The organism is Synechococcus sp. R55.2 (assembly GCF_047462075.1).
In the GTDB taxonomy this organism is placed as follows: domain Bacteria; phylum Cyanobacteriota; class Cyanobacteriia; order Thermostichales; family Thermostichaceae; genus Thermostichus.
Map to the genome: position 1 here is coordinate 1 of NZ_JANSIH010000247.1, position 25,459 is coordinate 25,459.

Sequence of the window (25,459 nt, forward strand, 5' to 3'; positions counted from 1 at the left end):
TCGCTACTAAGGCTCTTGGATCCCTCGCCCCTGACCCCTCTCCTCTGGGAGAGGGGAGTTTTTTTAGAGGCAGGCTTTTAGCCTTTTCAGCATCGGCAGCGCCGTGCGCAGGCCGCCTGAGTATTCGCGGAACAGCCCACCGGCAGGTGATTTTTGGCCCTTCCAAGCCGGCTGTAAGCTCCCCAACCCCAGCCACTCACCCTTTTTCGCAAGCAGAACCAAGTCTGACTGCCTCTAGATTGTCCTGGGAATTACTGAGGAAGATCGCGGACAAAGCTACAAAATATTTCTTAGTATCAATGTTTTTTGAGATGTAAGGCTTTGCCGCATAACTTTCCCCTAGTCTCCGTAAAGACCGAATAGGCTAAGTGTGAAAGTCTCATCTAAGGATGTTATCATATGTCCGACGAAGAAGAGCTAGGGTATCTCATCAAGAGGCGAAATGAAATTATAGAGCAGCAGAGAAATATCCAAGCCATTATTCAGGCTCCAAGGAATTGGCGAAAACGGGATATTTTGCGTCAAGCAAAAGAGTGGGGCTGGGAAATTGTTCAGCGACGTGCCAGACATAGCACGCAGGCTGTTCGGGGTGATTTAAGAATTCCTATTCCCGGACACGGCGGCGGAGATACTTTGAAAGTAGGATTAGCTCACAAAGTCTTATCCGAACTAGCAGAGCCTGTACTCAGAGAGCTGCAGCTTCAAGAGCAAGAGTACAGCGACCTACTTATTAGCTTTCCAGCGAATAGAGGTATTAGCTTTAGGGTTGAGGCGGATTTACTAACTAAGCAGATTGAGTTTCTGGAAGAGCAGAACCAAAAACTTGAATTTAAAATAGTCGAGACTGAGGAAGCAGCTCTTAGTTTGCTCACCGAGAAAGAACTTGAGAATCAGCGGCTAGCCAACAGAATGAGAGAGCTTGTGGAAGAGCAGCTTCAAGCGCAAGAAGTTCTCGGTCATGCTATCGTAGCTCTGAAGCAGCTCAAGCATCTCTTCGACCAGCTTCAGAATGCGGTAAACCAAATTCCCATCCTATGGGTTAAGAGCTTATTGCAAAGTTACCTGAACAACATCAAGTCTGTTTTTGAAACCAACTTGCTCTCTGCCGGTTCTAGAAAGTTGCTTCAGGAGAAAGAACAGGAGTCTTATCAAGGGAAGTTGCCTCAGGAGAACAACCATGGGTCTCATCGAGAGTCTTGAAACGGCAATCGCGACCTCGCGGCGCAACTATGCTGAGCTTGTTAGCTTGACAGACCAACTCATCACCGAGCAACAGCAGCAAGGTCAACGAAATTGGCTGCGGCTGAATGCCAAGCCCTGGACCGTAGCGACTCTTAAAAAAACCTTTGCTTCCTTTGCAGCAGCTCGAGCTTACTTTGGCAAATGTTATGGCTTAAAGGCAAGAGGGTGGAAAACTTTAGCAGAGCAGGTCAATACCGTTGAGACGGCATTGATTCACTTGGGTCTAGCTATTCGCGAAAACCCACAAGAAAAGAGCATCTCCCCTTTCAAGAATTGATGGCTACCCATTTTAGTCATTTCAAGCCAGGTTTTTTAGAAACAGGCTTTTAGCTTTTTCAGCACCACTCGATCCAGCGTCAGCAGCGCCGAGCGCAAGCCACCCGAGTAGCCCCAAAAAAAGCCGACAGGCAGATGTCCTGGCGGTGCATCCAGGCTGGTTTTGAGCTCGCCGTACCCCAGCCAGCGACCTTGGATCCGCCAACCCACGGCTTCCCCCATACACTCTTCGCGGGGCAAGGCGGAGAAGGATCGCGATCTGCCTATTGAGGTTCCTCCGGGGTCGCATCCTTGCCACAGTTGCTTTTGAACGCTAAAGCCAAAGCGCCCTTGGCTGGCCCGCACCCACAGTTGGTCGATCAAGCGCAGCATTGGGCAGGGGAAGGCTTGAATATCCTTGGGATCAAAAAAGCCCACCTGCGAGCGCCCGCTCAGTTTTAACATCAAGGCGGTCGTCCAGCGATCCGCTTCCCCCCACTGCCCCGCTTGCAGCCGATCCCACAAACCTTGCAAGGCAGGGGCTGCTTCCCCCACCCACTCTGGCCAAGAGAGGGTTCCGGGCTGGGATCCCTCTCGACTTCCCTGCCCTTCTGGACAGACTTCCGGGAAAATCAGGGATCCGGGCCCTGTCTCTCTTTTCACCGTCGGGGGGGTGGGCGGTGCCACCAGTTGCTCCAGCTCTTCTGCCGAGTGGCTGGCCAAAAGCTGTTCCAGCCCATCTTGCGGTTCCGGGGTCTGGGCCAAGACCTGCTCCAGCTCCCGCAGCTCTTGGGTGTGGATGGCCGGCTCAAAAGCAACCCGCTTTCTCTCTTCTTGAGAGGCTTCTGCCGGCAACAGTGCCAACCATTCGGCCATGGTTTGCGGGCGCTCTTCTGGGTGGAGAGCCATCCCTTTGAGAATGGCAGCCTCCACAACCTCGGGAATGTTGGGGTTAAGGCTGCGAGGGGTATCCAACTGGCGGCCTGTGGCCCGCACTGGCGCACACATAGGCACCATCCCCGTCAGCGCCGTGTAGAGGGTTGCTGCCAAGGCGTAGACATCGGTGAAGGCGCCGCGGCGGCGCAAGCTGTCGTATTGCTCTAGAGGAGCATAGCCATCGGTGCCGTAGGAGGTGTGGCGTTGGATCAGACCTTGGGTGTAGCCGCGGGCCAGGCCGAAGTCGATCAACACCGCCTGCTGGGATCCCTCCCGCACCATGATGTTGGATGGCTTCACATCCCGATGCAGGATCCCCTGTTCGTGCAAGGCCATCAGGGCAGATCCCACCTCCCGCGTCAGGCGCAGGGCTTCCGGCAGGGGCAACGGCCCTTTTTGCCGCAGAAGCTGGTGCAGAGTCTGGCCGCGGATGTACTCCATCACAATACACCAGCGCTCCTGCTCCCAGATCACTTCTTCCACCTTCACCACATGGGGATGGTGGCAGCGGGCCAGTTGCAGCGCCTCGTTCATGAAGTTCTGCTGGAAGCGGGGATAGTCGGGATCCTCACGAAGGCTGTCGTTCAAAACTTTGATAACCACCTGGTCGGCGCGAACGCTATCCCAGGCCCGGTAGGTGATGCCGAAGCCCCCCTCCCCCAAAACGGCCTCGATGCGGTAGCGTCCCCCTTGCAATTGTTCACCAACTGCCCAAGCCATATCTGGATCCCTGCCCCTACTGCCATTCTGTCACAGGGATCAGAGAGTTGCTGGCCTATGGAGGCCCCCTAGAAGTCCGAGGGCAGCACTCCAGTTTTCACCTGGAAGGTGCGCGCCTGTCCATCGCGGATGACCCGCAGCGTCAGCGTATTGCCCACCCCGGCGGCTTCCACCAACTGCTGCACCTGCTCGGCATCGCGGATGGCCTGCCCATTGATTTCAGTGATCACATCCCCCTCCCGCAAGCCAATCTCCTCAGCCGGGGATCCCGAAATCACCTGCCCGATCAAGACCCCTTCTTCCACTGTCAGCGTGGTGGGACGAGCGGGGTCGCGGTTGAGGCGCGCCACAATGTCAGGGTTGAGGGTGATCATGCGAATGCCCAAGAAGGCGTGTTCTACCCGACCGTCACGGATCAGTTGCTCGGCAATTTCCATGGCGCGGTTGATGGGGATGGCAAAGCCCACACTCTGGGCCCGCTGGAAGATGGCCGTATTCACCCCAATCACGCGGCCTTCCGCATCCAGCAGTGGGCCACCCGAGTTGCCGGGGTTAATGGCCGCATCCGTTTGCAGGAAAGTCACCCGCTTGTTGACAGCCCCAATTTGCCCGGAGGAGCGCCCAACAGCACTGATGATCCCGGCAGTCACGGTATTGTCTAGGCCCAGCGGGTTGCCAATGGCAATAGCCCAATCCCCTGGTCGCACCAAGTCAGAGTTACCCAAAGTAACCGTGGGCAGATTCTCCCCCTCAATTTTGATCACTGCGATATCGGTAACCGGATCTGAGCCCTTCACCTCTCCTTCAAAGGTGCGCCCATCCAGCAGATGAACCCTGACTCGCTCGCTGCCTTCCACCACATGGGCGTTGGTGAGGATCAGGCCACTGGCGTCGATGATAAACCCCGATCCGGTGCCTTCTTGCCGAAACTCCTGCGGCAACTGCGGTAGTTGATCCCCAAAGAAGCGGCGAAACAGGGGCTGGTTGAACAGTTCTGGGTTGACCCCCCTCGACACGGTGCGGGTGGCATCGATGCGCACCACCGCTGGGCCGACCTTTTGGGCAACGGCGGCAATAAAATTAGAAGGCCGGACGGCATCGGCGGGAGGGGCAGAATTCGCAGCCTCAGGGCGGGGCTCAGACCAGGGCAAAAGGGATCCTACTCCCTCACCGGCCCGTTGCGTCCAAGTGACCAGAGGAGTTTGCTGTAACCACTCCTGCCCCGATCGAGACGATAGCCAGACCCCACCCGCGACGCCTCCACCAAACAGAGCCATCGCCAAAAGTGTGTGCCGTAGAATCCGCGCCATGATCCCTCCCAAAGCTAAGCCGTATCGCCAAGACTCAAAAGGCGTGAACCAGCTCCCTGACTTACGCCGTCGAAACTCAGTTCACTCCTGGCCTATTCTACCTATTTTTACTCTTCCTTTCGGATTTCGGGGTATGTGTGTTCACCTTAGCAAATCTTGCGGGCAAAGGCAGTGCTCGAAACACCCAAAATGATCGGGGATCCGAGCGAGCTCCATTCCTCCGAGCCGCAAGGGTGGGATCTGTGGCAGCGCCACCGCGCCTGGATGCAGTTGGCCTTGCGAGAAGCTGAGCAAGCGGGAGAAGCCGGAGAGGTGCCGGTGGCAGCTCTGGTGGTCGGGCCAGGGGAAGAGCTGTTGGCCCTGAGCAGTAACCGGCGGGAACGGGATCGGGATCCCACGGCCCATGCGGAGATCCTAGCCCTACGGCAGGCAGGGCAACGGCTGGGAGATTGGCAACTGCGGGGCTGTCGGCTGTACGTCACGCTTGAGCCTTGCCCCATGTGTGCCGGGGCCATCAGCCAATCGCGGCTGGCTCAGGTGGTTTACGGTGCAGACGATCCCAAGGCCGGGGCTTTGCGCAGTGTACTCAATTTGCCTGCCTCCGCTGCCAGCTTCCATTGCCCGGAGATCATCGGCGGAGTTTGCGAGGTCGAGTGTCGACGCCTATTGCAGCAGTGGTTTTGCCGCCGCCGCGGGATCCCCTCTGAGCCGGCTGAATCCTGACCGAGGGACTGGGGGCGGAAAATTCTGGGTTGAAGTCGTGCATCTGCAGGATGTTTTTGATACTGTCATAACGGGTTCGGCTGGCCCTTGCCCGGGATCCCGCACCAGCCTCAAAAAAGGCTTTCCGAGTGCGGGATCTCTTGAGCCCAACGGTGGCCGCTTGGGTTGTTGAGGGTGCGTCGGCCCTATGCCTGGATTCTCAAAACCCGACTTGTCTGGGATCCCTCGCTGGCTATGCCCAGCGGCGGGTAGTCTTTCACAGAGGATTGGTGTGTGACTATTGCCCTCTCCTTTTCTCCTCTCCCATCAGCTTGGCTTAGGAGTATTGCCCTTCTGGTTTGGGCTTGGCTGTGCTTAACTTTTCCGGTGCAAGCACGGGTGCTGCTGCGGGTGGCTGTTGCCGTCAACAAGTCTCAGGTCACGATCGGCAGCTCTACTGGAGCCCGCCTGTTGAATGCCCAGGGACAACCCCTGGCAGAGGTTCAGGCCATGCAACCGCTGCAGGCCAGCCGTTCGGGTTCAGCAGTCAGTTTGGCCGGCCAACAGGGAGAACGTCTTTACCTACAGCCCACCACCTCCGATGGGTTAGTGTTTATCGACCAGAATTGGTACCGTGGCTGGGTGGAGTTGATCCCCGGCGAGCGTGGGGTGATTGCCATCAACCAAGTTGGCTTGGAGGACTACGTTTCCAGCGTAGTGGGCAGCGAGATGGGACACCGTTTTCCCATGGAGGCTCTTAAAGCCCAAGCCGTGGCCTCCCGCACCTATGCCCTCTACCACCGCAGTCGCCGTTCCCAGCAGCCTTTTGACTTAGGAAATGGGATCGATTGGCAGGTTTACAAGGGGGTAGCTGCCGAATCCAGCCGTACCCAAGCGGCTGCCCGTGAGACCGCCGGGCAGGTTCTCATCCACCAGGGGCAGTTGATCAATGCGGTTTTCCACTCCTCTGCGGGGGGACATACAGATGATGCAGGCAACGTCTGGTTAGAGTCGCGGCCCTACTTACAGGGGGTGCCGGATTTCGATCAGCACTCACCGGTGTTTAGCTGGACGGCCACCGTTCCTGCCCAACAGATTCAGCAATTGGCTGCCGGGATCGGTGCCATTCGTTCTGTGGAGGTACTGCGCAGCTCCCCGTGGGGACGGGCAATCACGGTGCGCTTGACGGGATCCCAAGGGATCAAAGATCTCAATGCCGGCGATTTTCGTCGGGCTCTTGGGTTGCGCAGCACAAAGATTGCCATTAGTCCACGCGGAGAGGCCACCACTACGGCCAGCCTGGCTCCTGTGGCAGGGACATTCCCGGCTTTCTTTGAGGTTCAGGGGCGCGGCTACGGACATGGCGTCGGCATGAGCCAGTGGGGAGCGGCTGGGATGGCCAGCCAGAACTACTCCTACCAACAGATCCTCAGCCACTACTACCGCAACACCACCTTGGCAGTGGTGGAAGGACGTTAAGGCTCAACTTCAAGGAGAAGCCAACAAAATAATCGATTGGTAGCAAAAGTAGCTGCAGTTTTTAAGAGCTTATGAGAAGCAGCATTTTAATTGAACCGGAGGGGTTCCCCAAGGGTTCGTTGGGGTTCTGTAGATTTTGTTAACTTTGAGTTAACTCTAACGTTGCACCATCTCTGAAGATAGACGGGCAGCTTCTGCCGGAATCGAAAGCTGGGCTGCCTGTGAACGCTGCTTTTGAAGGCTCCGCGCTGCTATGACAAGATCGAGAGAAGCCTGGGCAAATTTGGGTTACATCCCTGAAGATTTTGTGAAGATTTTGTAGAGATCTTGAATTCCCCTCTCGGGATCCTCAGGATCGGCTCAATAATAATTGAGATACGTTTACCAGCATCGACCTCTACCTCTTCTTTTTCGAGCCCATAACTTTAACCCCAGGTATCTGTCCTATGTCCATTGCCACCTTAGCTCCTGCTTTTCCCGAACGTTGTCCGGTGCTGCCGGAAGCGCTCACGCCCCTGTGCGAGATCGCCCGTAACTATTGGTGGACTTGGAACCCGGATCACCTCACCATTTTCCGGGAAATGGATCCCGCCCTGTGGGAAAAAACCTCCCACAACCCGGTGCGCATGCTGGAGGAGGTTTCCTACTTGCGGTTGGCAGCCTTGGCCACCGATGTGAACTACCTCAACACGTTGAACCGGATGGTGCAGTCCTATCGGAAGTACATGGCGGCTGAGGATACCTGGGCCAAGCGCACCATGAAAACCTACGACTGGCAGCGTCCCATCGCCTATTTCTGTGCCGAATACGGCTTGCACGAGTCTTTGCCCACCTACTCTGGCGGGCTGGGTATGTTGGCTGCCGATCACCTCAAGTCGGCCTCGGATTTGGGAGTGCCCCTGGTGGCCATCGGGTTGCTCTACCGTCAGGGCTACTTCCAACAGCGCCTGGACAACAATGGCTGGCAGGGGGAGCTTTACGAAGACTCTGAGTTTGAGTCTCTGCCGTTGACTCTGGTGCGCCAGCCGGATGGCAGCCCTCTGTTGGTGGAAGTGGCGATGCGGCAGCGGTTGGTGAAGGCGCGGGCCTGGCGGGCGGACGTGGGCCGGGTACCTCTTTTTCTGCTGGACACCGACCTGCCGGAGAACGACCCCATCGATCGCTGGATTACCGCCCACCTCTACGGGGGCAGCACCGATACTCGCATTGCCCAAGAGTGCATCCTGGGTATCGGTGGGGTGCGCCTGCTGCGCCAGTTGGGTTTGGATCCCATGGTTTATCACATGAATGAAGGGCACGCTGCTTTCCTGACGCTGGAGTTGCTGCGGGAGGAAGTGGCGCGGGGCACCCCCTTCGAGACGGCGGAGGCCAAGGTGCGGGAAAAATGTGTGTTTACTACCCATACACCGGTGCCGGCTGGCCACGATGCCTTTAGCCCCAATGAGATGGATGCGTTCTTTGCCTCCTTCTGGCCTCAACTGGGCCTGACGCGGGAACAATTTTTGGCCTTGGGAGCTCGGCGCACCGGGGATCCCTGGGAGCGCTTTAACATGACGGTGCTGGCTTTGCGGTACGCGCGGGCAGCCAATGGCGTAAGCAAGCTCCACGGACGGGTTTCTCGCGAAATGTGGCATGTGCTCTACCCTGAGCGATCGGTGGATGAGGTGCCCATCAGCTCCATTACCAATGGGGTTCACGCCCGTACCTGGGTTTCCCCCCTCTTCTGGAATCTCTACGACCAGTACTTGGGCCCCGATTGGCCGGAGCGGGTGTCAGACCCGGAACTGTGGGCCAAGGTGGAAGAGATCCCAGATGAAGAACTGTGGCGGCGCAAAGAAGCTCTGCGGGAGCGGCTGGTGTCTTTCACCCGTCACCGAGTGTTGCGGGCCCGGCGCAATCGCGGCGAAAGCAACGAACGCATCCAAGCGGTCAACCAGTTGTTGGATCCCAAGGTCTTGACGATTGGGTTTGCCCGCCGCTTCAGCACCTACAAGCGAGGAGATTTGATCCTGCGAAATCTGGAGCGAATTACCCGCATCTTCACCAACAAAGAGTACCCTGTGCAAATTATCTTCGCCGGCAAGGCCCATCCGCGGGATGAAGGGGGCAAGCGCCTGATCCAGCGGGTGGTGGAATGGTCGAACCGGCCTGAGGTGGCCAACCGGGTCGCCTTCATCGAAAACTACGATGCCTATGTCGGTCGCAATTTGGTGCAGGGGGTCGATGTGTGGCTGAACAACCCGCGACGCCCTCTGGAAGCCTCTGGCACCTCAGGGCAAAAGGTGGGCTTCAGTGGGGGATTGAATTTGTCGGTACTGGATGGCTGGTGGCCGGAGGGTTACAACGGTCGCAATGGCTGGGCTATTGGCCAAGAAATCGAAGGTCTGGATCCCGCTGCCCAAGACGACTTGGACGCCAACTCCCTCTACGACTTGTTGGAGTATGAGGTGATCCCCATGTTCTACGACCGGGACGAGCAAGGGATCCCACGTCGTTGGATTGCCCGCATGAAGGAGGCGATCCGCACGCTCAACCCCGTTTTCAACACCGACCGCATGGTAGCGGAGTACGTGCTGAAAATCTACGAGCCTCAGCCCCTGGAAGCAGAGGCGAGCCGGACTTTGTTGGGTTCGGCTGTTGCCGGCTAGGGTGGACTCCCCCTCTCCCAGCGCAAATCATACAAAACATTGGGATCCCTCTCTCCTCAAGAGGAAAAGCAGGGATCCCAAGTTTGAGCTTGGGGACAAGAGACTAGGCGCCAGCGTTGACGGCCATAGGAAGCGTCAGCGGTTCTGGCTCCTCTTCGGGGGGCAACATCACCACCTCAGAGTTGTCGATGATGGCCTGCAGCTCTTCCCCATCGATGGTTTCGGCCTCCACCAAACGACGGGCGATCCGATCCAAGAGGGCACGGTTTTCCCGAATCAAGTAGGTGGCCCGTTGGTAGGCCTCGTTCACCAGCCGCCGCACCTCTTCGTCAATGAGGGCCGCTGTTTCCTCCGAGAAATCCCGTTCTGCGGCGATTTCCCGGCCCAGGAAAATGTTGGTGTACTGGCGACCTAGGGCTACATTTCCCAGGCGATCGCTCATACCGAAGCGGGTCACCATGTTGCGGGCGATGCGGGCCACCTGTTGCAGGTCGCTGGCTGCCCCCGTGGTGATCTCCGACTCTCCATAGACCACTTCTTCGGCCACACGCCCACCCAAGGCAACGGTCATCATGTTCTTCAGATGGGCACGGGTGGTGAGCCCCATGTCGTCATCGCTGGGCATGAACCAAGTGAGACCACCCGCCTGGCCACGGGGGATGATCGTCACTTTTTGGATGGGATCGTAGTTGGGCAAGAGGGATCCCACCAGGGCATGGCCCGCCTCATGGTAGGCCACCAACTCCTTGCGCCGTTCGCTCATCAGCCGATCCTTCTTCTCCGGACCGGCCAACACCCGATCCACCGCGTCGTTGATCTCGTCCATGGAGATCTCGGTGAGGTTGCGGCGGGCAGCCAGAATAGCCGCTTCGTTCAGGAGGTTGGCCAAGTCGGCGCCGGTAAACCCAGGGGTACGGCGGGCCAATTTCTCCAGATCCACATCGGCAGACAGGGTTTTGCCGCGGGCATGCACCTTGAGGATTTCTAGCCGGCCCTGAAAATCGGGGCGATCCACCGTAACTTGGCGATCGAACCGGCCAGGCCGTAGCAGCGCTGCATCCAGCACATCCGGTCGGTTGGTGGCCGCAATGACGATGATGCCGGAGTTGCCCTCAAAACCGTCCATCTCGGTGAGCAACTGGTTCAGGGTCTGCTCCCGTTCGTCGTTGCCACCTCCCAAGCCAGCTCCCCGCTGGCGACCGACTGCATCAATTTCATCGATGAAGACGATGCAGGGAGCATTTTGCTTGGCCTGCTCGAACAGATCCCGCACGCGAGAAGCGCCGACCCCGACAAACATCTCCACAAACTCGGAGCCGGAAATGGAGAAAAAGGGCACACCTGCTTCTCCGGCTACGGCGCGGGCCAACAGGGTCTTACCGGTGCCGGGCGGGCCCACCAGCAGCACCCCGCGGGGAATCTTGGCTCCCAAAGCGGTGAAGCGCTCTGAATTTTTCAGGAAATCCACCACTTCTGCCAGCTCCAGCTTGGCCTGATCGATGCCGGCCACATCGTTGAAGGTAATTTGGGTTTTCGGCTCCATCTGCACCCGTGCCCTGGATTTGCCGAAGTTGAGAGCTTGGCTGCCTGGGCCATTTTGAGCCCGCCGCAGCAGGAAAAAGAGCCCCAGCAAGAGCAAAACCGGCAGGAAGAAGGTGCTGAGAATGCGCCCAAGTAGCCCCTCCTCTTGAACAGGGCGTACCGCCAGCTCCACCCCGTTGGCAACCAGGGTGTTCTCAAACTCAGGGGTAAGGGGGGGCAGATTCACCTGCACTTGGGTGGCGCGGTTGTTGATTTCTGCCTCGGCAATGGCAACTTGGCGACCATCCGGGGCCGTCTCCACCAAAACTTTGCTGACCTCGCCCCGTTCAACACGGCTGATCAGGTCGGAGTAGCTGATCTCCAAACGCTCAGCCGGGCGGGTACCCAAGAAGGTGGTGGCTAAAGAGATCAAGACGATGGCCAGTAGCGCATATAACCCCGCGCTTCTCCATTTCTTGTTTTTACCTTTCTGACTCACGGAAGTGTTTCCTCCCAAAGGGTGTTTTTGAATCGAACTCGCAGATGGCGACTTGTGGGTAACAATCTGGGGTCGGGTGGGTTCTTGCAGCAACAGACTGTTAATTAATATTAACCTGACTGAGAGGGTTGCCGGGGATCCCTGCAATTCCCCTCTTCTGGCCAGGAGTTTGGGGATAGGATTGAGGGACCAAGGCTGTGCCGTCAGCCAGGATAGGTGGTGTTTTTTCCACTCTCATTCCAGCTTGCCCAGGGATCCCTATGCTGACTCAACTGCGCGAACTGAGCATCGCTGCCGACGGGCGCTATCTCAGGGATGAGGAGCTGCAGTTCATGGAGACCTACCTAGCCTCCTTTGACCTTCGCCTGAGCGCCTATCGCAAGATCCAGGCGGCGGAAGCCCAGATCATCCGGGATGTGGAGATGAAAATGCGCGCGCTGGATCCCTACTTGCTCATGCGAGGGGTGGAAGACTTCAGCAACAAGTGGAAGGCTGACACCGTGCGGGTTTTGCGCCTCTCGGCTTTGGCCATGCTCCTGGACGATGAGCAACGCTACAAAGATCGATTTCTCTACTGGTTCCAGACCTTAATGCGGGCCTTCCGCACCCAACGCAGTTGCGAGGCCACCTATCGCTTCCTGCAAGAAGTGATAGCCAATTACCTCACCCCCGAAGAAACCAAGTTGATCAGGCCAATTCTGGAAACCAACCGCACGCTGTTGGGCCTTAACTAGGCCGCCGTCCCGGCGGGCTCTTCAGAGTTGGCCGGCTCAACCACCTCTAGCTCATCAGCTTGGAGATGCGCACGGAACTTGTTGTCAAACTGCACCTGAAAGGGAAAGTTGGCGCTGATCGGGCGGCCATTCCAATCCCGAAGCACGGCCTTCAGTTCCCCTTCCATACCTTTGAGGTCGAAAGGTCGATTGCGATATTCCGGGTGGTGATAGACAATCACGCTGGTACGCACCCGCACCCGATCTCCAACTTTCATGTCTTGCCCTCCTAACAAGGCGGCCCACCACAGGAACCCACTGGAAACACTCTAGCTCAATCTCTAAGCAAACCTTCGAGATGTGGAGAAGTATGTGGAAACTGAAACAGTAGTTTGTATTTTCCTCAGGGTCATCTTCATGTTGGGAAGCCCCAGAACATCCCCTCAAAGTCAACCCAGAGAAAGCCCGTCTCAACCAATGGGATCCCTCTGGAGCCAACAGCGCCGCTCACTGGATCCCTGGATTGTATAGATGGGATCCCTATTGGGCAGGAGGCTGGTTTCGCCGGAAAAAGCTGCGTCTAGCCAATCTCAGCTTCCACCGGGATCTGGGAAAGAGAGAAGGCGACCTTTTGTTGCTCCACCAAGCGGTCGAATTCTCGCTCGAAAGTAACCAAGGCCCGGTTGGTTTTGCCCCCCAAGTAGAGCCCCGTCTCCGTTTGCAAAGCCCAGATTTGGCTGTAGCTGAAGTAGCTCATCACCACCCCCACCATCAACAGCCCAAATCCGAGATACACCGCAGGGATCCCCGGATCGGATTTAATTTGCAGTCCGGTAGCGCCGATCACCTCATCCAGATGCAGAGTGAGCGGGTTGGGGAAGCGTTGGGGAGCGATTTCGTCGAGGGCCAAGCTCATGCCTTGGCGCAGGGATCCCATCCATTGCCCTTCAGTGTCGTAGAGCAGGGCTGTCCCCTGCAAATCCGGCAGCAGCAGCGTGAGTCCCTGGCTCATGTCCGGCTGGGTGGGCACAAAAGCGCCCCAGAGTTTGTTGCCTGCCTCGGTACGCACCGGCACCACCGGGATTTGAAAAGTGGGGCTGTTGTTGATGCGGATGCGGATGCTGTCGATGCTCCAATCGGCTTGGTAGAGGGTCACACCCCGGTAGGAGAGAGGATGGTTGACGGAAATGGTCTGACGTTTGACCTCCTGACCCTGATCCAAGATCGAGAGGTCGGAATAAAACTGCTTGACACGGCCATCGGGAGCGTAGTCAATCCAGAAGCGATTGGCCCGAATTTGCCAGGTGGGCAAGTGAGCACGAGCCAGATCTCCCGCTCCGGTCAAGTGTTGAATGGAAGCCACGCTGCCGCTGGGAATGAGTTCTTGGGCCTTGAAGCCGCCAATGCTGCCCCAAATGGCCCCCAGCAAGATCAGCAGCATACTGACATGCACCAAGATGGGGCCGATCCTGCCGATCAACCCTTTGCGGGCGTAGAGGTGATGGCCCTCCTGAAACACCAGGTAGCCCTGTCGGCGCAACTGCTCCGGCAGACCTTGTAAAGATTGCTGAGGCAGATACGTCCGAAACGGCAGGCGCTGAAAAGACTGCGGGCGGGTGAGATAGCTCCAACGGCGGGCCCCCTTCAACATCGGCCATTGGCGCGTCAGGGAACAGGCGGCAAGGCTGCTGCCGAACAGGATCAAAATGGCCAGAAACCAAGGGGTGCGGTAGACGTGATCCAATCCCAAGCTCAGGATCACCCGCCAGGTGAGAAAGCCAAACAGGGCCGGATGCTCTGGATAGTGAGCCTGATAAAAAGCCGCCGTTTCCTCTTGCTCGATCACCGTGCCGGTGGCGCTCAAGACCGCAATTGCCAACAAAAGGCCAATGGCCAGGCGCAGATCCGCCAGCAGCGGCAGCAGCTCATGACGAAAGTACCGCCGCAGCGAGGAAACCCAGCGGGCAAGCGGGAGAGAGTATATGACCATGAGAAGTTTGTCGGCTTAAGATTCAGACCGCTGCTCTTGCCAGGCAAGGTGCAGTCCCCAACAGGGTGCTGTAGGTGTAGCCCCATCTTAGCCTGCAGCAGCAGGGATCCCTTAGGCCCAAGCCGACAAGATTGTTACGCTGCCGAACCCCACCAACACCACCCCACTGGCATAAGTGAGCCAGCCCGACCAGCGCCGCAGGGCCAACAGTTGCTTCACCAACCCGGTAAACACCCCCGCCAGGAGCAGAGGAAAGGCCAATCCCAGCCCGTAAGCCAGCAACAGCCCACCCCCTACCCATGGCTGCCCTGTGGTGGAAACCCAAGCCAGCAAAGCCACCAAAACCGGCGTACTGCAGGGAGAGGCCACCAGGCCAAAAGTTAACCCCAGCAACACTGCCCGACCCAGCCTGGGCCATTCTCCGGGAATCTCGAGGCGGTTAAACCAATCGGGAAAACGCAGGGGGATCACCTCTAACAAGTTCAGCCCCATCAAGATGGCAATTCCCCCCGCCACAACAGGCCCGAAGGATCCGGTTTGTCCGTAAACGCGACCCAGCAAAGCTGCCGACAAACCCAGCAGGGTCAGGGTAAAAGCCACGCCAGCCGCAAAACCCAAAGATTGAGCCCAAGCTTGCCGCCGCCCTTCCCCAGCCGTTTCCTCAGAAGCGGGGGTGTAGCCGCCGATGTAGCCAATGGTCACCGGCAGCATAGACAACGTGCAGGGGGAAAGACTGGTGAGCAAGCCCGCCAGACCCACCACCAACAGACTAACGGGAGAAAGGTGCTGCAGTTGAAACTGCACCAGCTCAGTTGCCCATTGTTCTAGGTGGTAAAGCCAGAGCTGAGCCGCATTCAACATAAGCTCAATCTGTCAACATAAGCCCAAGGTAGCATGAAGGATCCCCGAGCCCGTTCAAGATATCTTTGCTATCCATTCCCACCGCCCAGGTTGTGGAGAATTTCGCGAGGATGGTTGACCGGGAACTGCTGCCATTCTTGTTGAGTTCGTTGCAGCACCCGGAGCAATTCGTCCCACTTTTCGCCATCGATCAACCGCTCTATCTGTCGTAACTGGGCTTGGTAGCTGCTCAGGGCAGTCAGCAGCGCCTGCCGGTTGTGGCGGGCCATTTCCAAACCCAATTGCGGGATCCCTCCGCCAACACGGCTGGTATCGCGGAATCCGCTGCTGGCCAAAGTGCGGGCCAATTCCAGAATCGCGGGATCCTCCTCCTGGCTGACGGCTGCGATCAAGCTGGCACTGACCATAACCGGCAAATGGCTGATCCAGGCCACCGCTCGGTCATGGCGGGCGGGATCCGTGAGGACAGCTTCTGCGCCAACAGCAGCAATCAGTTCTTTCACCGCATCGAGAGCCTGAGGTTGGGTCTCGGCGATGGGAGTGAGCACGTAGGGCCGCCCCCGAAACAAGTCAGCTTCTGCCGCTTGGATCCCTTGCAGGCTTTTGCCGGCCATGGGGTGCCCCCCCACAAACCAGGGCCACAATTCGGTTGCCGGAGCAACGATGGGCTGCTTAACCGAGCCGACATCGCTCACCACGGTTTCTGCCGACAAATAAGGCAACAGGGCGGCTAGCGTGGTCAACACCTGCTCCAGAGGGGTACAGATCAGCACCATTTGCGGATCAAAGCGAGCCAACTGGGCCAACTCGGTTCCACAGCCTTGGACAGCACCCCGTTCCAGAGCCCGTTTGCAGGTGGCCGGGTTGCGGCTTATCCCCCAGACGGGATATCCCTTTTCGGTCAGTTTGAGGGCCAGGGATCCGCCAATCAACCCCAACCCGACAATGGCAATGCGCATAGTATCTCAGTAAGCCAGTGAAACTCCTTTTTGGACACCACCAACAACCGCTTCCAGGTGTAGTAGGAGGCTGCTCCCGTAGCTCAGCGATACTCGCCACCGGCGGGCAAGCCTAGTTCCTTCCGAAGCTCCCGCCGCAGCAGCTAAATTCTCGGCCAGGGACTGTCCACTTGTCCATTTTTAAGTCAATATAGGGGTAATATCCGGGCTTGCTTGCCCTGCGGATTCGTGGTAGCCAAACTGGCCTCCGACAGGAAAAACAAGGGCAGGCCTTGGATGTATTGGCAGGAGCTCGGCCCGCTGTGGACTGCTGTTGCGTCGAAGGGATCCCAGCCTTTCGTGCCGGCTCAGCGCAGTTCTTCTTCGCTTACTCAAGACCACGTGTCCCTCTTCTCAGCGATTCTCCAGAACTGTACCCATCGAGCCACTTTCACAGCGGGCTCGGCTTTTGGCCTGCGAGTTCCCGCTTTAACCCCCGTTGGGGAGCACTCTGTCGTTTAGGAGATTCTATGCCTAGTGAACCCAAAACCCGCAAGAGCCGTGAAAGCACTAACCCGCGCCCGCGCGACCGTCGTCGTGAATCGGCCAAAGGGAGCAAAGGGGCAGTTCCAGCCACCAACCTCTCCTTGCCGAAGTTAATTCAAGAGAATGCGGTGCTCCAATCTCGCAGCCAGTTGTTGTTGATGTACAGTGACTTCCAAACCGAAATGCCCAACGATGGCAAAACCGGTGTGGGCACCTGGCTACAGTCTCGACTCAAGGAGCACGGCATGCCCAGCCTGCTGCGTTTTGGCCCCCGCTCCCGCCCCCAGGTTTTCCGCCGCGATGAATTTTCCGAGTGGATTACGCTGGCTCTGGCCTCTGTTAACCCCAACAGCGATACTGCCCCCCAAGAGCACCTGAGCTAGGCCGGAAGGGGAAGTTGAGCGGTAGAAGCAGAGGTTGCTGGCCCAGGGATCCCGCCACGCCCGTTGAGGGAAGAGGGTGAACTGGGCTTTTCTGTATCCGGCAATAGCAGGTCGCGGATGAGGCGAGCTGCCGAGCGTTGCAACCAGCGGGAGGCCAATTGACGGCCCAGTTGTTGAGCTTCCGGTTTGGCAGCCACCTTGGCAACAATCGGCAGAAGCTGCAGCGGCTGAAAGCTTGGGTTGCTGCTGAGGAGTTCCCACAGACGCTGCAAATGAGCCAAGCCATCTGAGCCACCCTGGGATCCCGAGCTGGAAAAGAGCACATCCACTAGGCGCTCCCGCAGGAAAGCGCCCCGCTCAGAAAAGATAAAATCAACGGCCTTTTCCAGGGATCCCTGCAGGTCAAAATCCTCGCTGTTGACGGCGTTGCGCAGCAGGTTCTCCAGGCGGTTCCAGCGAAATTGCCCCTGGTTAAACAGCAGCTCCCGCAGAGATACGCGCAGCTCCGGGGCCGGGTCGGTGAGCAGGCGCTGAGCCACGTAGGGATAGGCCACGCTCAACACCTTAAAGTTGGGATCCAGGCCGATGGCGATCCCTTCCAGGGTGAGCAAAGAGCGGATGATCAAGGCGTAGTAGGCGGGAACTCGAAAGGGAAAGTCGTACATCACCCCCGAGAGCCGATCGGTGATGCTCTTGAAATTCAGTTCGGAGACCGATTTGCCCATCGCTTCGGCGAAGACAGCTTCCAGAGCAGGGATGATGGGAGTCAGGTCGGTATCTGGATCCAGGAACTCCAAGTCCACGTAGTCTTGGGCCAGCCCGGCGAAGTCTCGGTTCACCAAATGCACAATCGCCTTGATCAGGCCGTAGCGCTGATGGGGCGCGATGGTGCTCATCATGCCGAAATCGATATAGGCCAGCCGCCCGTCGTACATGGCCAAGAGGTTGCCCGGGTGGGGATCGGCGTGGAAAAAGCCATTTTCCAAAAGCTGCTTGAGGGAGCAATTGACACCGATCTCGATCAAGTGCCGTCCATCCAGCCCCGCAGCAGCGATTTTGTCAACCTGAGTCAGCTTGATGCCATCAATCCACTCCATCGTCAGCACCTTGGTGCGGGTGTACTCCCAGTAAATTCTGGGGGCATAGATGGAGGGGTGACGGTACAGGGCCAGGAACCGCTCGGCATTGCGGCCCTCCTGGGTGTAGTCCATCTCTTCGTAAAGGCGCCCGGCGAACTCATCGACGATGCCTACCAGGTCGCTGCGGATGCGGCGGAAAGTTTTTTTGGCCCACAGCGCCAAGCTGCGAACAATGTACATGTCGAGAGAGATGCGCCCGATCAAATCGGGCCGCTGCACCTTGACGGCGACTTTCTCTCCGGTATGCAAGTAGGCTTGGTACACTTGCCCCAAGCTGGCGGCGGCAATCGGTTCGGGGCTGATTTCTCGAAAGATTTTGTCTACGGGTTTGCCGATTTCCGACTCGATGAGGGCAAAAGCGATGGCATTGTCAAAGGGGGGCAGCTCATCCTGCAGTTTGGCCAGTTCCTCCAGAAACAGGGGCGAAACCAGATCGGGACGGGTGGAGAGGGCTTGGCCGATTTTGATGGCTGTCGGCCCCAATTCCGTGAGGATCTCCCGTAGCCGGGCCGCATGTTTCGGGCGATTCTTCAGTTCTACTCCCCGCCAGCGATCCCAAAACACCCAGGCCAACAAGCCCAAAAAAGGGGTGATCAACTGAAACAGGCGCCGCACCACCAGATCCCAGCGCCCTCGATATTGCTTGGCCAACTGTTCTGGGTCATAACGCAGGCTCAACTCCGGTGCCACTCCCAGATTTGCTGGCGGGATGGTCATAACCGGAGAGTCCGCCGCTGCGGAACCCAAGTTATGCTGCCTCGCTGCTGTTGTCACTACCGGTGTTGACGGTGTTGCGCCCATAGATGCCCCAACGGATTCCGTAACACATCTTAACTTGCTGGCTCAGCCTGGCGACTCTTGGAGGCGGCCACCGGCCTGCTCGATTGGGCTTGAAAAGGCCAGCCAAACCTTCAGAAAAGGATCTTCATCCTCTCCCGGAGAAGGTGACAGCAGCCCACCTACGGGGATCCCCGCCAAACCTAAAATGGGAAAACCGCGATCTCTGCCTTTGTGTCTGGATCCCCCCCTCTGCCGCCTGCCGAGCCGAGTTCGACCGGATTTGCAGCCCTTAAGGCGCGCCACCTGCTGTTGGCCTTCTTGGTGATCAACCTGGGCGTGGGTTTGGGAGCCGTGGCTTTGGCCCAGATGTTGCATCTCCCACCGGATGATCCACTGCTGGCCTACCTGGTCTATTGCTCCACTTTTGTCCTCACCTGTATTTGGAGCTGGCGGCGGGGGCAGCAAGCCCATCTGCAGATGAGGCGGCTGTGGGGCAACTGGCGGGCTGCTATTCCCTGGGGATCCCTGCTGCGGGTGGTGCCGGCTTTGCTGGTGCTCTCCCTGGGCACAACTTTGTTGATGCTCTACCTGGTATCCCTGCCTGCGCCGGAGCTGGCGGAGTCGATGCTGCACTCACTGGGGGAAGAGGATGGAGAAATGGCCTGGCCGCAGGTGTATCAGGGGTTGCGCTGGCTCTCGATTGGGGTGGTGGCCCCCATAACGGAGGAGTGGCTGTTTCGCGGCATCTTGCTACACCGCTGGGGCCTCAAGTGGGGCCTCTCCAGAGGGCTACTGGCTTCTTCTGTGGTGTTCGGCCTGCTGCACCCCAACCCAGTCGGGCTGACGGTGTTCGGCTTGGTGATGGGCCTGTTCTACTTGCAGACTCGCTCCCTGACCTTGCCTGTCTTGGCTCATGCCTTGAACAATCTCTTGGCCTTAGCGCTGGGATCCCTAGGAGGGGGAAGGATGGAACCAGCTGATCCAGTCGGGGCTTTCCACCTCTACTTTGGCCTGTTCTGTCTGGGGATAGCTAGGTTCATTTTGGTTCCCTTCGTCCGCTTCCATTGGCCGGAGCGTGGGGCTTGCTTGCCCTATTTCCTGAACCGCTGAGTATTGACTTCCTCACACTTTCCCTCCTGTCTGACGGACTTGTCTGACAGAAGAGCGCTGCCGTGGGATCCCCATGGGAAGTAGCGGAGGTTTGATTGATAAGGAATGCAAAGAAAACGCCAAAAACTGTCACTCGATCTCGGGAAAAAGCTGTGTGGATGGGGATATCCTGAAATAGGCAGCAACAGATTCCAGTGCAAAGTTTAGCTGTGGCTCGCTGGCCGATGGGGTAGTCGTTGGGCCGGGGGTCAACCCAGAGGGTCAACATGGAAAGGCGGTCTTTTCTGCAAAAACTCCTCCTGGTTGCTGCCGGTCTTGGCCTATCCCCTGGCTGGTTGAGGGGCCGGGCTGAGCGATATGGGCAAGCTTTGGCGGCTGGCTCCCGCAAGCTGGCTGTTCTCATCGGTATTAACCGCTACCTTGGTGAGGGATCCGCGCTACAAGGGTGTTTGACAGATGTGGAGTTGCAGCGGGAGCTACTCCTCTATCGCTTTGGTTTTGACCCGGCAGACATTCTCACCCTTACCGATGGGGCAGCCACGCCGGCTGGGATCCAATCGGCCTTTGCAGAGCACTTGGGGGGTCAAGGTCACACGGCTGAAACGGTAGTGGTGCAGTTTAGCGGCTATGGCCAGTGGCGGCTGGGATCCGCGCCCAACTGTTGGCAGCCGGTGCTGCTGTTGTCTGGCTCTGAGGGAGTGGCAGCAATGGAGCTAGACAGCTTTTTCCGGCTTTTGGAAGGCTTGGGCACTGCCCAGATCACCACCCTTCTGGACTGTGGCTTTACCTATGTCTCGCCGTCGGTGCGAGGCAACTTGCAACTGCGTTCCCGTCCCCCAGCCGCGATCTCGGACTCCTCGGAGCCGCAGCGGGTTTGGCCGTCTCCGCCCAAGGGCTTGCTGATTTCGGCCACCACCCCGCAAGACTTGGCAGCAGAAGCCGCTTGGCCAGGATTCTATGCTGGGGTACTCACCTATCTGCTGACGCAGTACCTGTGGGAAACCACGCCTGCCACTCGTCTGCTGGTGGCCTTTAACCAAGTGGTTAGCCGGCGGGAGCTGGGCCTCTTCGCCTGCCAACGCCCCACCTTGGAAGGCCAAGACACTGCCCGACGCATTCACCCCTATTTTCTTGCGCCCACGCAGGCAGGGGTGAGCGGGGTAGTCCAAGAAGTGTTGGGAAATCGGGCTCAGGTGTGGTTGGGCGGGATCCCATCGGCGGCCCTGTGTGGTTTGCAGCCGGGTACTCTTTTGGTTCCCATTCCCGCCGATCCTTCCGCCTCTTCGCCGACGCCGCTGCTCATGCGTTCTCGCAGTGGGCTGTTGGCTCAGGTTCAGATGGCCAGTCCGGAAGGGCAGCTTCCCCCTGTGGGCACACCTTTGCGGGAGCAGCTGCGCGGCCTCTCCAGCACGCTCAAGCTTTTGGTTGGCCTAGAGGAGAACCTGGGCCGCATTGAAAAGGTGGATCTGACCAATGCCATTGCCGGCTACAGCTGGATGGAAACGGCCAACCCCCGCGAGCGACAGGTGGACTGTTTGTTGGGCCGCATCACCCCGGAAATGGCCGCTGCTTTTCGGTCGGACACCCTGCTCAAGCCTCTGGAAGTGAACAGCTACAGCCTGTTCTGGCCGGGGCGAGAATTGCTCCTGAATTCCTGTGGCCCAGCAGGAGAGGCTGCAGCAATGGCCGTCCAGCGGTTAGCTCCCCGTCTTGCCCATCTGCTGGCTGCCAAACGTTTGCGCACCACCCTCAATGCGGTTTCCTCTTCCTTGGCAGTGGTGGCGGAGTTGGCCGTCAAAGGTAAAGCTGCCAAAGCTCCCCCGTTGGCAGCACGCCTTGTCCAGTCTGTAGCCTCTGCTCCTGCTGAGGTGGGTATGCAACGGTTTATGCGGGGGGATCCCTTGCATCTCACCCTTTGCAACAACAGCGATCAGCATCTGTTCGGCTACCTGTTGCTGATCGACCCGACCGGACAACTGCACCTGCTGGCCCCCCTGCCTCAGGACAACTTCACCACACCTCTTCGCTTGGAAGCCAAGAGCAGTTTAACTTTGCCACCCTTGCCGGAGGTCGATGGCGAGCTGCGCTCTGCTGTGAGCTCTGACTTGCTCACCTGTCATGCCCAAGGGCTGACGGAACTGCTGTTTGTGGCCAGCACTCGCCCCCTGTCGGCCAGCTTGGAAGCCCTCAAAGCCATGGCCCGCAGGCTGGGGGTAGCCCGTTCGCCGATGTTGCTCAATGGGCCGCTGGAATGGACGCAAACGCTCCTCGAGGAGTTGACTCAGCGTGCCCCCGAAGGGGATCCCGACTTGCGTTGGCTGGATCCTGCCCAATCCATCACGCTTTCCCTCACCTATCTCCTGGTCTAGCTCAGCAGCAGGGCAAACAGGCCGCAGAGGGCAATGCCATCAAAAACCCCGGCCCCACCAATGCTGAGAATGCCAGAGCAGTTGCGCCGCAGGACTTCTGGCAGATGCAGGAGATCTGCCCCGATCACCGTGCCCAAAACTCCACCAGCAAAGGCCACTGCCGGTGCCTGGTCCCCTGCCCAAAACAGAGCGGCTAAGGCTGCCGTAGCCGGGGCAATCAAGGGGTTCATTTGAATGCCGATCCCCGGCACCACGTGGGAAGCATAGTAGCTGACCAAGGTTACCAGCGCCGTCACCGCCAGGATCAGCACGCTGTCGGCCCGCCCAAATTGATATAGGGCCAAGAGCACCGGGATCAACCCCCCGCCCACGTTCAAGGCAATTACCGTCTCCTGAGGGATTTTCGCCAAAGGGATCCCCCAGAATTGCCGCATCCACAGGCTGGCTAAGTCCTCCACCAGCGTCACCTCGCATTTCACTCGATAGAGGGGAATGTTGACCGAGCTGCCCACAAGCACTGCCAAGAGCAGCAACAACGCCCCATCTCGGGAAAAGCCCAATTTCCCCACTGCCAGCGCCACCACATCCACCGCCAACCCCAACCAAACCAGCGGCAGCAGCAGCAACAGCACTACAAACAACAACAGCGAGACCGGTAAGTAGAACATGGCAGGGATCCCTGGCGCTCGGGTGTCAGCTCCAGCCTATCAAGACTGAGTGTGATTTTTTCGGGCAAGGTCTGTAACCAGTGGGATCTCTATCCTTTGAATGAGAAATAAGTCTGCAATCGGCTTTACTCAGTCTATAGGCCGAAGATTTTGTTGCGAATATCATGAGCGATTTCAAGACCGGCACGCCAATCTCCAGCAGTCTTAGACAGGGTAATCAAATAACGTCGATCCCCATAAAAGCAAATCTTGATGTGAGGGGATTCTGAAACAAGCTCAAAACCAAAATTCTGAAGCTCTTTTGAAGCTCTTTTTCGGCACGATTACTCCATTTTCGATAGTCACAAAACCAGTGGTCTACGAATTCTCTAATGCTTTGGCGGCAACTGTCGCCCTCACATGCATCGTTACTCTGGATTAAGTCTTTAAGGATATGCTGAACTCGACTTTCTTGGTGCACTTGGTTAATTGCCCTGCGTAGAATTTCCAGGATAAAGCTCTTAGCCTCTTGTGGGTAAAAGTCTCTCTCATTTTCTAGCCTTAATACTATATCACATTCTGATAAGATCTGCTCTCTGTAACGTTTATCCCCTTTGCATTGGTACTGCACAGACAGAGTCTTTTGAAAACCTTCTACACTTAAATTAAGAAAATCTCTCTCCTCTTCAAGACTCTTGATCTTTTGGTTCCGGTCTTCTAGACTTTGCCGCCACTGTTCTTTCTCCTCAATTTGCTGAAAGAGATCCCTGGCTCTTTGCTCTTGGAGTTGGAGCTTCTCAATCAGGCAGTTTTGCTCAGCTACCCGAGCTTCCAGGCTTGTGACTTGCTCGTTCTTCCGCTGGAGCTGAGCTTGTAGTTCAGAGAGCTGGCTTTCGTAATTGCGTAGTTGCTGCTTCCTTTCTTCTATTTGCTGAGAGAGATCCCTGATTCTCTGCTCCTGGAGCTGAAGCTTTTCAATCGAATGAGCCTGCTGAGCCAGTTGCACTTTCAGAGCCTGGATTTGCTCATTGCTCTGCTGAAGCCGAGCTTGTAGCTGTGCAAGTTCGTCTTGCTTACTACGCAGCAGATGCTCTTTTTCCTGAACTTGCTGAGACAAATTTGTAGCGGACTGCCGCCATTTTTGCAGATCCACTAACAGTCTTTGGATCTCTTCCTCTTTTTGTGCAGCTTGATTCCCCGGTTCCAGGTTCTCTGCCTGAGCGCTTCGTAGCTGCTCTGGTGCCTGTCTCTGGGTTTCCTCATCCTTCTGTAGAAGCTGATCCTCCGTTTCCTGAAATTGCTCAAAGGAAGGACGAGGCAGCTCTAAGACAACCTGACCTCTTTGAGCCTGGGATCCTGCCAGTGATTTGTTACGCTCTACTTTCTGAGCCGCTACACTGCCAGCTCCTGCTACAAGAGCCACCGTGAGAGCTCTCCTAAAAGCTGGCTGAGGCAGAGAGGCAATGGCGGCAGCCGCGAGAGCAGTAACGATGTGGACGTTAAAGGGCTTAGCCATGACAACAGAGAGCGTTGGGCGAGAAGGAGTTGGAACTAAGGATAACCGCTGATGCCAGAACCGTGAAAGAAATACAAAAATTCTATATAGTATAATATTTTGAGGAGGAGTCCTTTGGAGCTTTGTTAAGTTTCAAAAAATCAGAAGGAAAAACAACGAACTTCACCGTTGCCGCATTTGCGGATCCAAGGCATCTCGCAATCCATCCCCGACAAAATTGATGCTCAGCACGGTCAAAAAAATCATCAGTCCGGGGAAGAAGGCCATGTGGGGCGCTTGCTCCAGGTAATTGCGGGCATCGAAGAGCAATCTGCCCCAAGTGGGCACATCCGGCGGGAACCCCAGCCCCAAGAAGCTCAGCGTTGACTCGGTGATGATCGCCGTCCCTACTGATAGCGTCGCCGCCACAATCACAGGGCTGAGCACATTGGGGAAAATATGCACCCAGATCAGCCGACGGGCCGGAGCCCCAATGGCGCGAGCCGCCAAGACAAAATCCATTTCCCGCACGCTCAAGAAGCTGGCCCGTACCAGCCGCGCCACCGACATCCAATTCAAGCTGCCGATCACCAGCACCACCAGGATAAAAATCCCCGTTTCTGGCCCTGCCAAGCGTCGCAAGCTCTCTCGAAACAGAAAGATCACCAACAACAACAGCGGCAATTGCGGCAAGGAGAGAAACAAATCCGTAAACCGCATCAGGGCCACATCGATCCAACCCCCATAAAACCCCGATATCGCCCCGATCAAGGTGCCCATCGTAATGGCCACCAGCATTGAGGTAATGCCCACTGAAAGCGATACTCGCCCGCCGCGCAACACCCGCGCCAAGACATCTTGTCCCAGGTCGTTGGTGCCAAAGGGATGGGCCCAACTGGGGGGCAGTTGAGAACGAGAAAAGTCGATCTGGCTGGGGGAAGCTGTGTAGATCAGCGGGCCCACCACACATCCCAAGATGATGAGCAGCAAGGTGGCCGTCCCAAACAGGGCCAGCCTATCCCGACGAAAGCGCCGCCAAGCATCCCCCCACAGGGTACGCGGGGGGCGTTCCTGAACGTTGGCTTGAGGGGGAGCAGGGATCGAAGCAGACATCGGACACCTCTAGGTTGTGTTGATCTTTCATTTGAGCCAAAAGAGAGCACTGACGAGATAGAG

20 protein-coding genes are annotated in these 25,459 nt (G+C 57.4%); 9 read left to right on the top strand and 11 right to left on the bottom strand.

Annotated elements, in window-relative coordinates; genetic code table 11:
* The first annotated feature begins 399 nt into the window (after positions 1-399).
* Positions 400-1,200: a hypothetical protein gene (locus tag NW838_RS08325; RefSeq protein WP_414331055.1), complete on the top strand. Its 801-nt coding sequence runs from the start codon at positions 400-402 to the stop codon at positions 1,198-1,200.
* The gene (locus NW838_RS08330; protein ID WP_414331053.1) at positions 1,178-1,519 is read left to right on the top strand and encodes a hypothetical protein; all 342 of its coding nucleotides are present in this window, start codon (positions 1,178-1,180) and stop codon (positions 1,517-1,519) included. The genes NW838_RS08325 and NW838_RS08330 overlap by 23 nt, the downstream gene beginning before the upstream one ends.
* Before the next feature lie 35 nt (positions 1,520-1,554).
* On the opposite strand, the gene NW838_RS08335 is transcribed toward NW838_RS08330, so the two are convergent.
* The gene (locus NW838_RS08335; protein ID WP_414427850.1) at positions 1,555-3,153 is read right to left on the bottom strand and encodes a serine/threonine-protein kinase; all 1,599 of its coding nucleotides are present in this window, start codon (positions 3,151-3,153) and stop codon (positions 1,555-1,557) included.
* Between the two features lie 68 nt (positions 3,154-3,221).
* Positions 3,222-4,463: an HhoA/HhoB/HtrA family serine endopeptidase gene (locus NW838_RS08340; protein ID WP_414427851.1), complete on the bottom strand. Its 1,242-nt coding sequence runs from the start codon at positions 4,461-4,463 to the stop codon at positions 3,222-3,224.
* A 189-nt stretch (positions 4,464-4,652) separates the two neighbouring features.
* Here NW838_RS08340 and NW838_RS08345 point away from each other — a divergent pair, with 189 nt between their 5' ends.
* From NW838_RS08345 to glgP, 3 genes are all read left to right on the top strand, one after another.
* On the top strand, positions 4,653-5,186 hold the full coding sequence (locus NW838_RS08345) for a nucleoside deaminase (protein ID WP_414427854.1): 534 nt from the start codon (positions 4,653-4,655) through the stop codon (positions 5,184-5,186).
* Between the two features lie 273 nt (positions 5,187-5,459).
* Positions 5,460-6,644: a SpoIID/LytB domain-containing protein gene (locus tag NW838_RS08350; RefSeq protein ID WP_414357454.1), complete on the top strand. Its 1,185-nt coding sequence runs from the start codon at positions 5,460-5,462 to the stop codon at positions 6,642-6,644.
* A gap of 446 nt (positions 6,645-7,090) precedes the next feature.
* Positions 7,091-9,292 (top strand): alpha-glucan family phosphorylase, encoded by a 2,202-nt coding sequence (gene glgP, locus NW838_RS08355; protein WP_414357455.1) that lies wholly within the window; start codon positions 7,091-7,093, stop codon positions 9,290-9,292.
* Between the two features lie 103 nt (positions 9,293-9,395).
* On the opposite strand, the gene ftsH is transcribed toward glgP, so the two are convergent.
* On the bottom strand, positions 9,396-11,312 hold the full coding sequence (gene ftsH / locus NW838_RS08360; RefSeq protein WP_414357456.1) for an ATP-dependent zinc metalloprotease FtsH: 1,917 nt from the start codon (positions 11,310-11,312) through the stop codon (positions 9,396-9,398).
* Between the two features lie 260 nt (positions 11,313-11,572).
* Here ftsH and NW838_RS08365 point away from each other — a divergent pair, with 260 nt between their 5' ends.
* Complete coding sequence (locus NW838_RS08365) at positions 11,573-12,046, top strand: hypothetical protein (RefSeq protein WP_011432275.1); 474 nt, start codon at positions 11,573-11,575, stop codon at positions 12,044-12,046.
* On the opposite strand, the gene NW838_RS08370 is transcribed toward NW838_RS08365, so the two are convergent.
* From NW838_RS08370 to NW838_RS08385, 4 genes are all read right to left on the bottom strand, one after another.
* Complete coding sequence (locus NW838_RS08370; RefSeq protein WP_414357457.1) at positions 12,043-12,303, bottom strand: ferredoxin-thioredoxin reductase variable chain; 261 nt, start codon at positions 12,301-12,303, stop codon at positions 12,043-12,045. The two genes, NW838_RS08365 and NW838_RS08370, sit on opposite strands and share 4 nt — an antisense overlap.
* 302 nt (positions 12,304-12,605) lie before the next feature.
* Positions 12,606-14,015, bottom strand: a complete 1,410-nt coding sequence (locus tag NW838_RS08375) for a cytochrome c biogenesis protein (protein ID WP_414427852.1) — start codon at positions 14,013-14,015, stop codon at positions 12,606-12,608.
* Between the two features lie 111 nt (positions 14,016-14,126).
* A complete protein-coding gene (locus tag NW838_RS08380; RefSeq protein ID WP_414357459.1) occupies positions 14,127-14,876 on the bottom strand; it encodes a cytochrome c biogenesis protein CcdA in 750 nt (249 codons plus the stop codon).
* Positions 14,877-14,944: 68 nt separating this feature from the next.
* Positions 14,945-15,835 carry a prephenate/arogenate dehydrogenase gene (locus NW838_RS08385; protein ID WP_414357460.1) on the bottom strand — a complete coding sequence of 297 codons (891 nt, stop codon included), beginning with the start codon at positions 15,833-15,835 and terminating at the stop codon, positions 14,945-14,947.
* A gap of 509 nt (positions 15,836-16,344) precedes the next feature.
* Between NW838_RS08385 and NW838_RS08390 the strand changes: the two genes are divergently transcribed.
* Positions 16,345-16,743: a hypothetical protein gene (locus tag NW838_RS08390; RefSeq protein ID WP_414357461.1), complete on the top strand. Its 399-nt coding sequence runs from the start codon at positions 16,345-16,347 to the stop codon at positions 16,741-16,743.
* Here the strand turns inward: NW838_RS08390 and NW838_RS08395 are convergent.
* Positions 16,740-18,683, bottom strand: coding sequence for an ABC1 kinase family protein (locus tag NW838_RS08395; RefSeq protein WP_414357462.1), 1,944 nt, complete (start codon positions 18,681-18,683; stop codon positions 16,740-16,742). The genes NW838_RS08390 and NW838_RS08395 overlap by 4 nt on opposite strands.
* 210 nt (positions 18,684-18,893) lie before the next feature.
* On the opposite strand from NW838_RS08395, the gene NW838_RS08400 reads away from it, so the two are divergent.
* The gene (locus NW838_RS08400) at positions 18,894-19,772 is read left to right on the top strand and encodes a lysostaphin resistance A-like protein (RefSeq protein WP_414357463.1); all 879 of its coding nucleotides are present in this window, start codon (positions 18,894-18,896) and stop codon (positions 19,770-19,772) included.
* A 266-nt stretch (positions 19,773-20,038) separates the two neighbouring features.
* Positions 20,039-22,141, top strand: coding sequence for a caspase family protein (locus tag NW838_RS08405; protein WP_414427853.1), 2,103 nt, complete (start codon positions 20,039-20,041; stop codon positions 22,139-22,141).
* Here the strand turns inward: NW838_RS08405 and NW838_RS08410 are convergent.
* From NW838_RS08410 to NW838_RS08420, 3 genes are all read right to left on the bottom strand, one after another.
* Positions 22,138-22,809, bottom strand: coding sequence for a DUF1614 domain-containing protein (locus NW838_RS08410; protein ID WP_414358440.1), 672 nt, complete (start codon positions 22,807-22,809; stop codon positions 22,138-22,140). The two genes, NW838_RS08405 and NW838_RS08410, sit on opposite strands and share 4 nt — an antisense overlap.
* Positions 22,810-23,026: 217 nt before the next feature.
* A complete protein-coding gene (locus tag NW838_RS08415) occupies positions 23,027-24,304 on the bottom strand; it encodes a hypothetical protein (protein WP_414358443.1) in 1,278 nt (425 codons plus the stop codon).
* Between the two features lie 162 nt (positions 24,305-24,466).
* Entirely contained in the window at positions 24,467-25,396 is a 930-nt protein-coding gene (locus NW838_RS08420; RefSeq protein WP_414358445.1) for an ABC transporter permease, read from the bottom strand.
* Between the last annotated feature and the right edge of the window lie 63 nt (positions 25,397-25,459).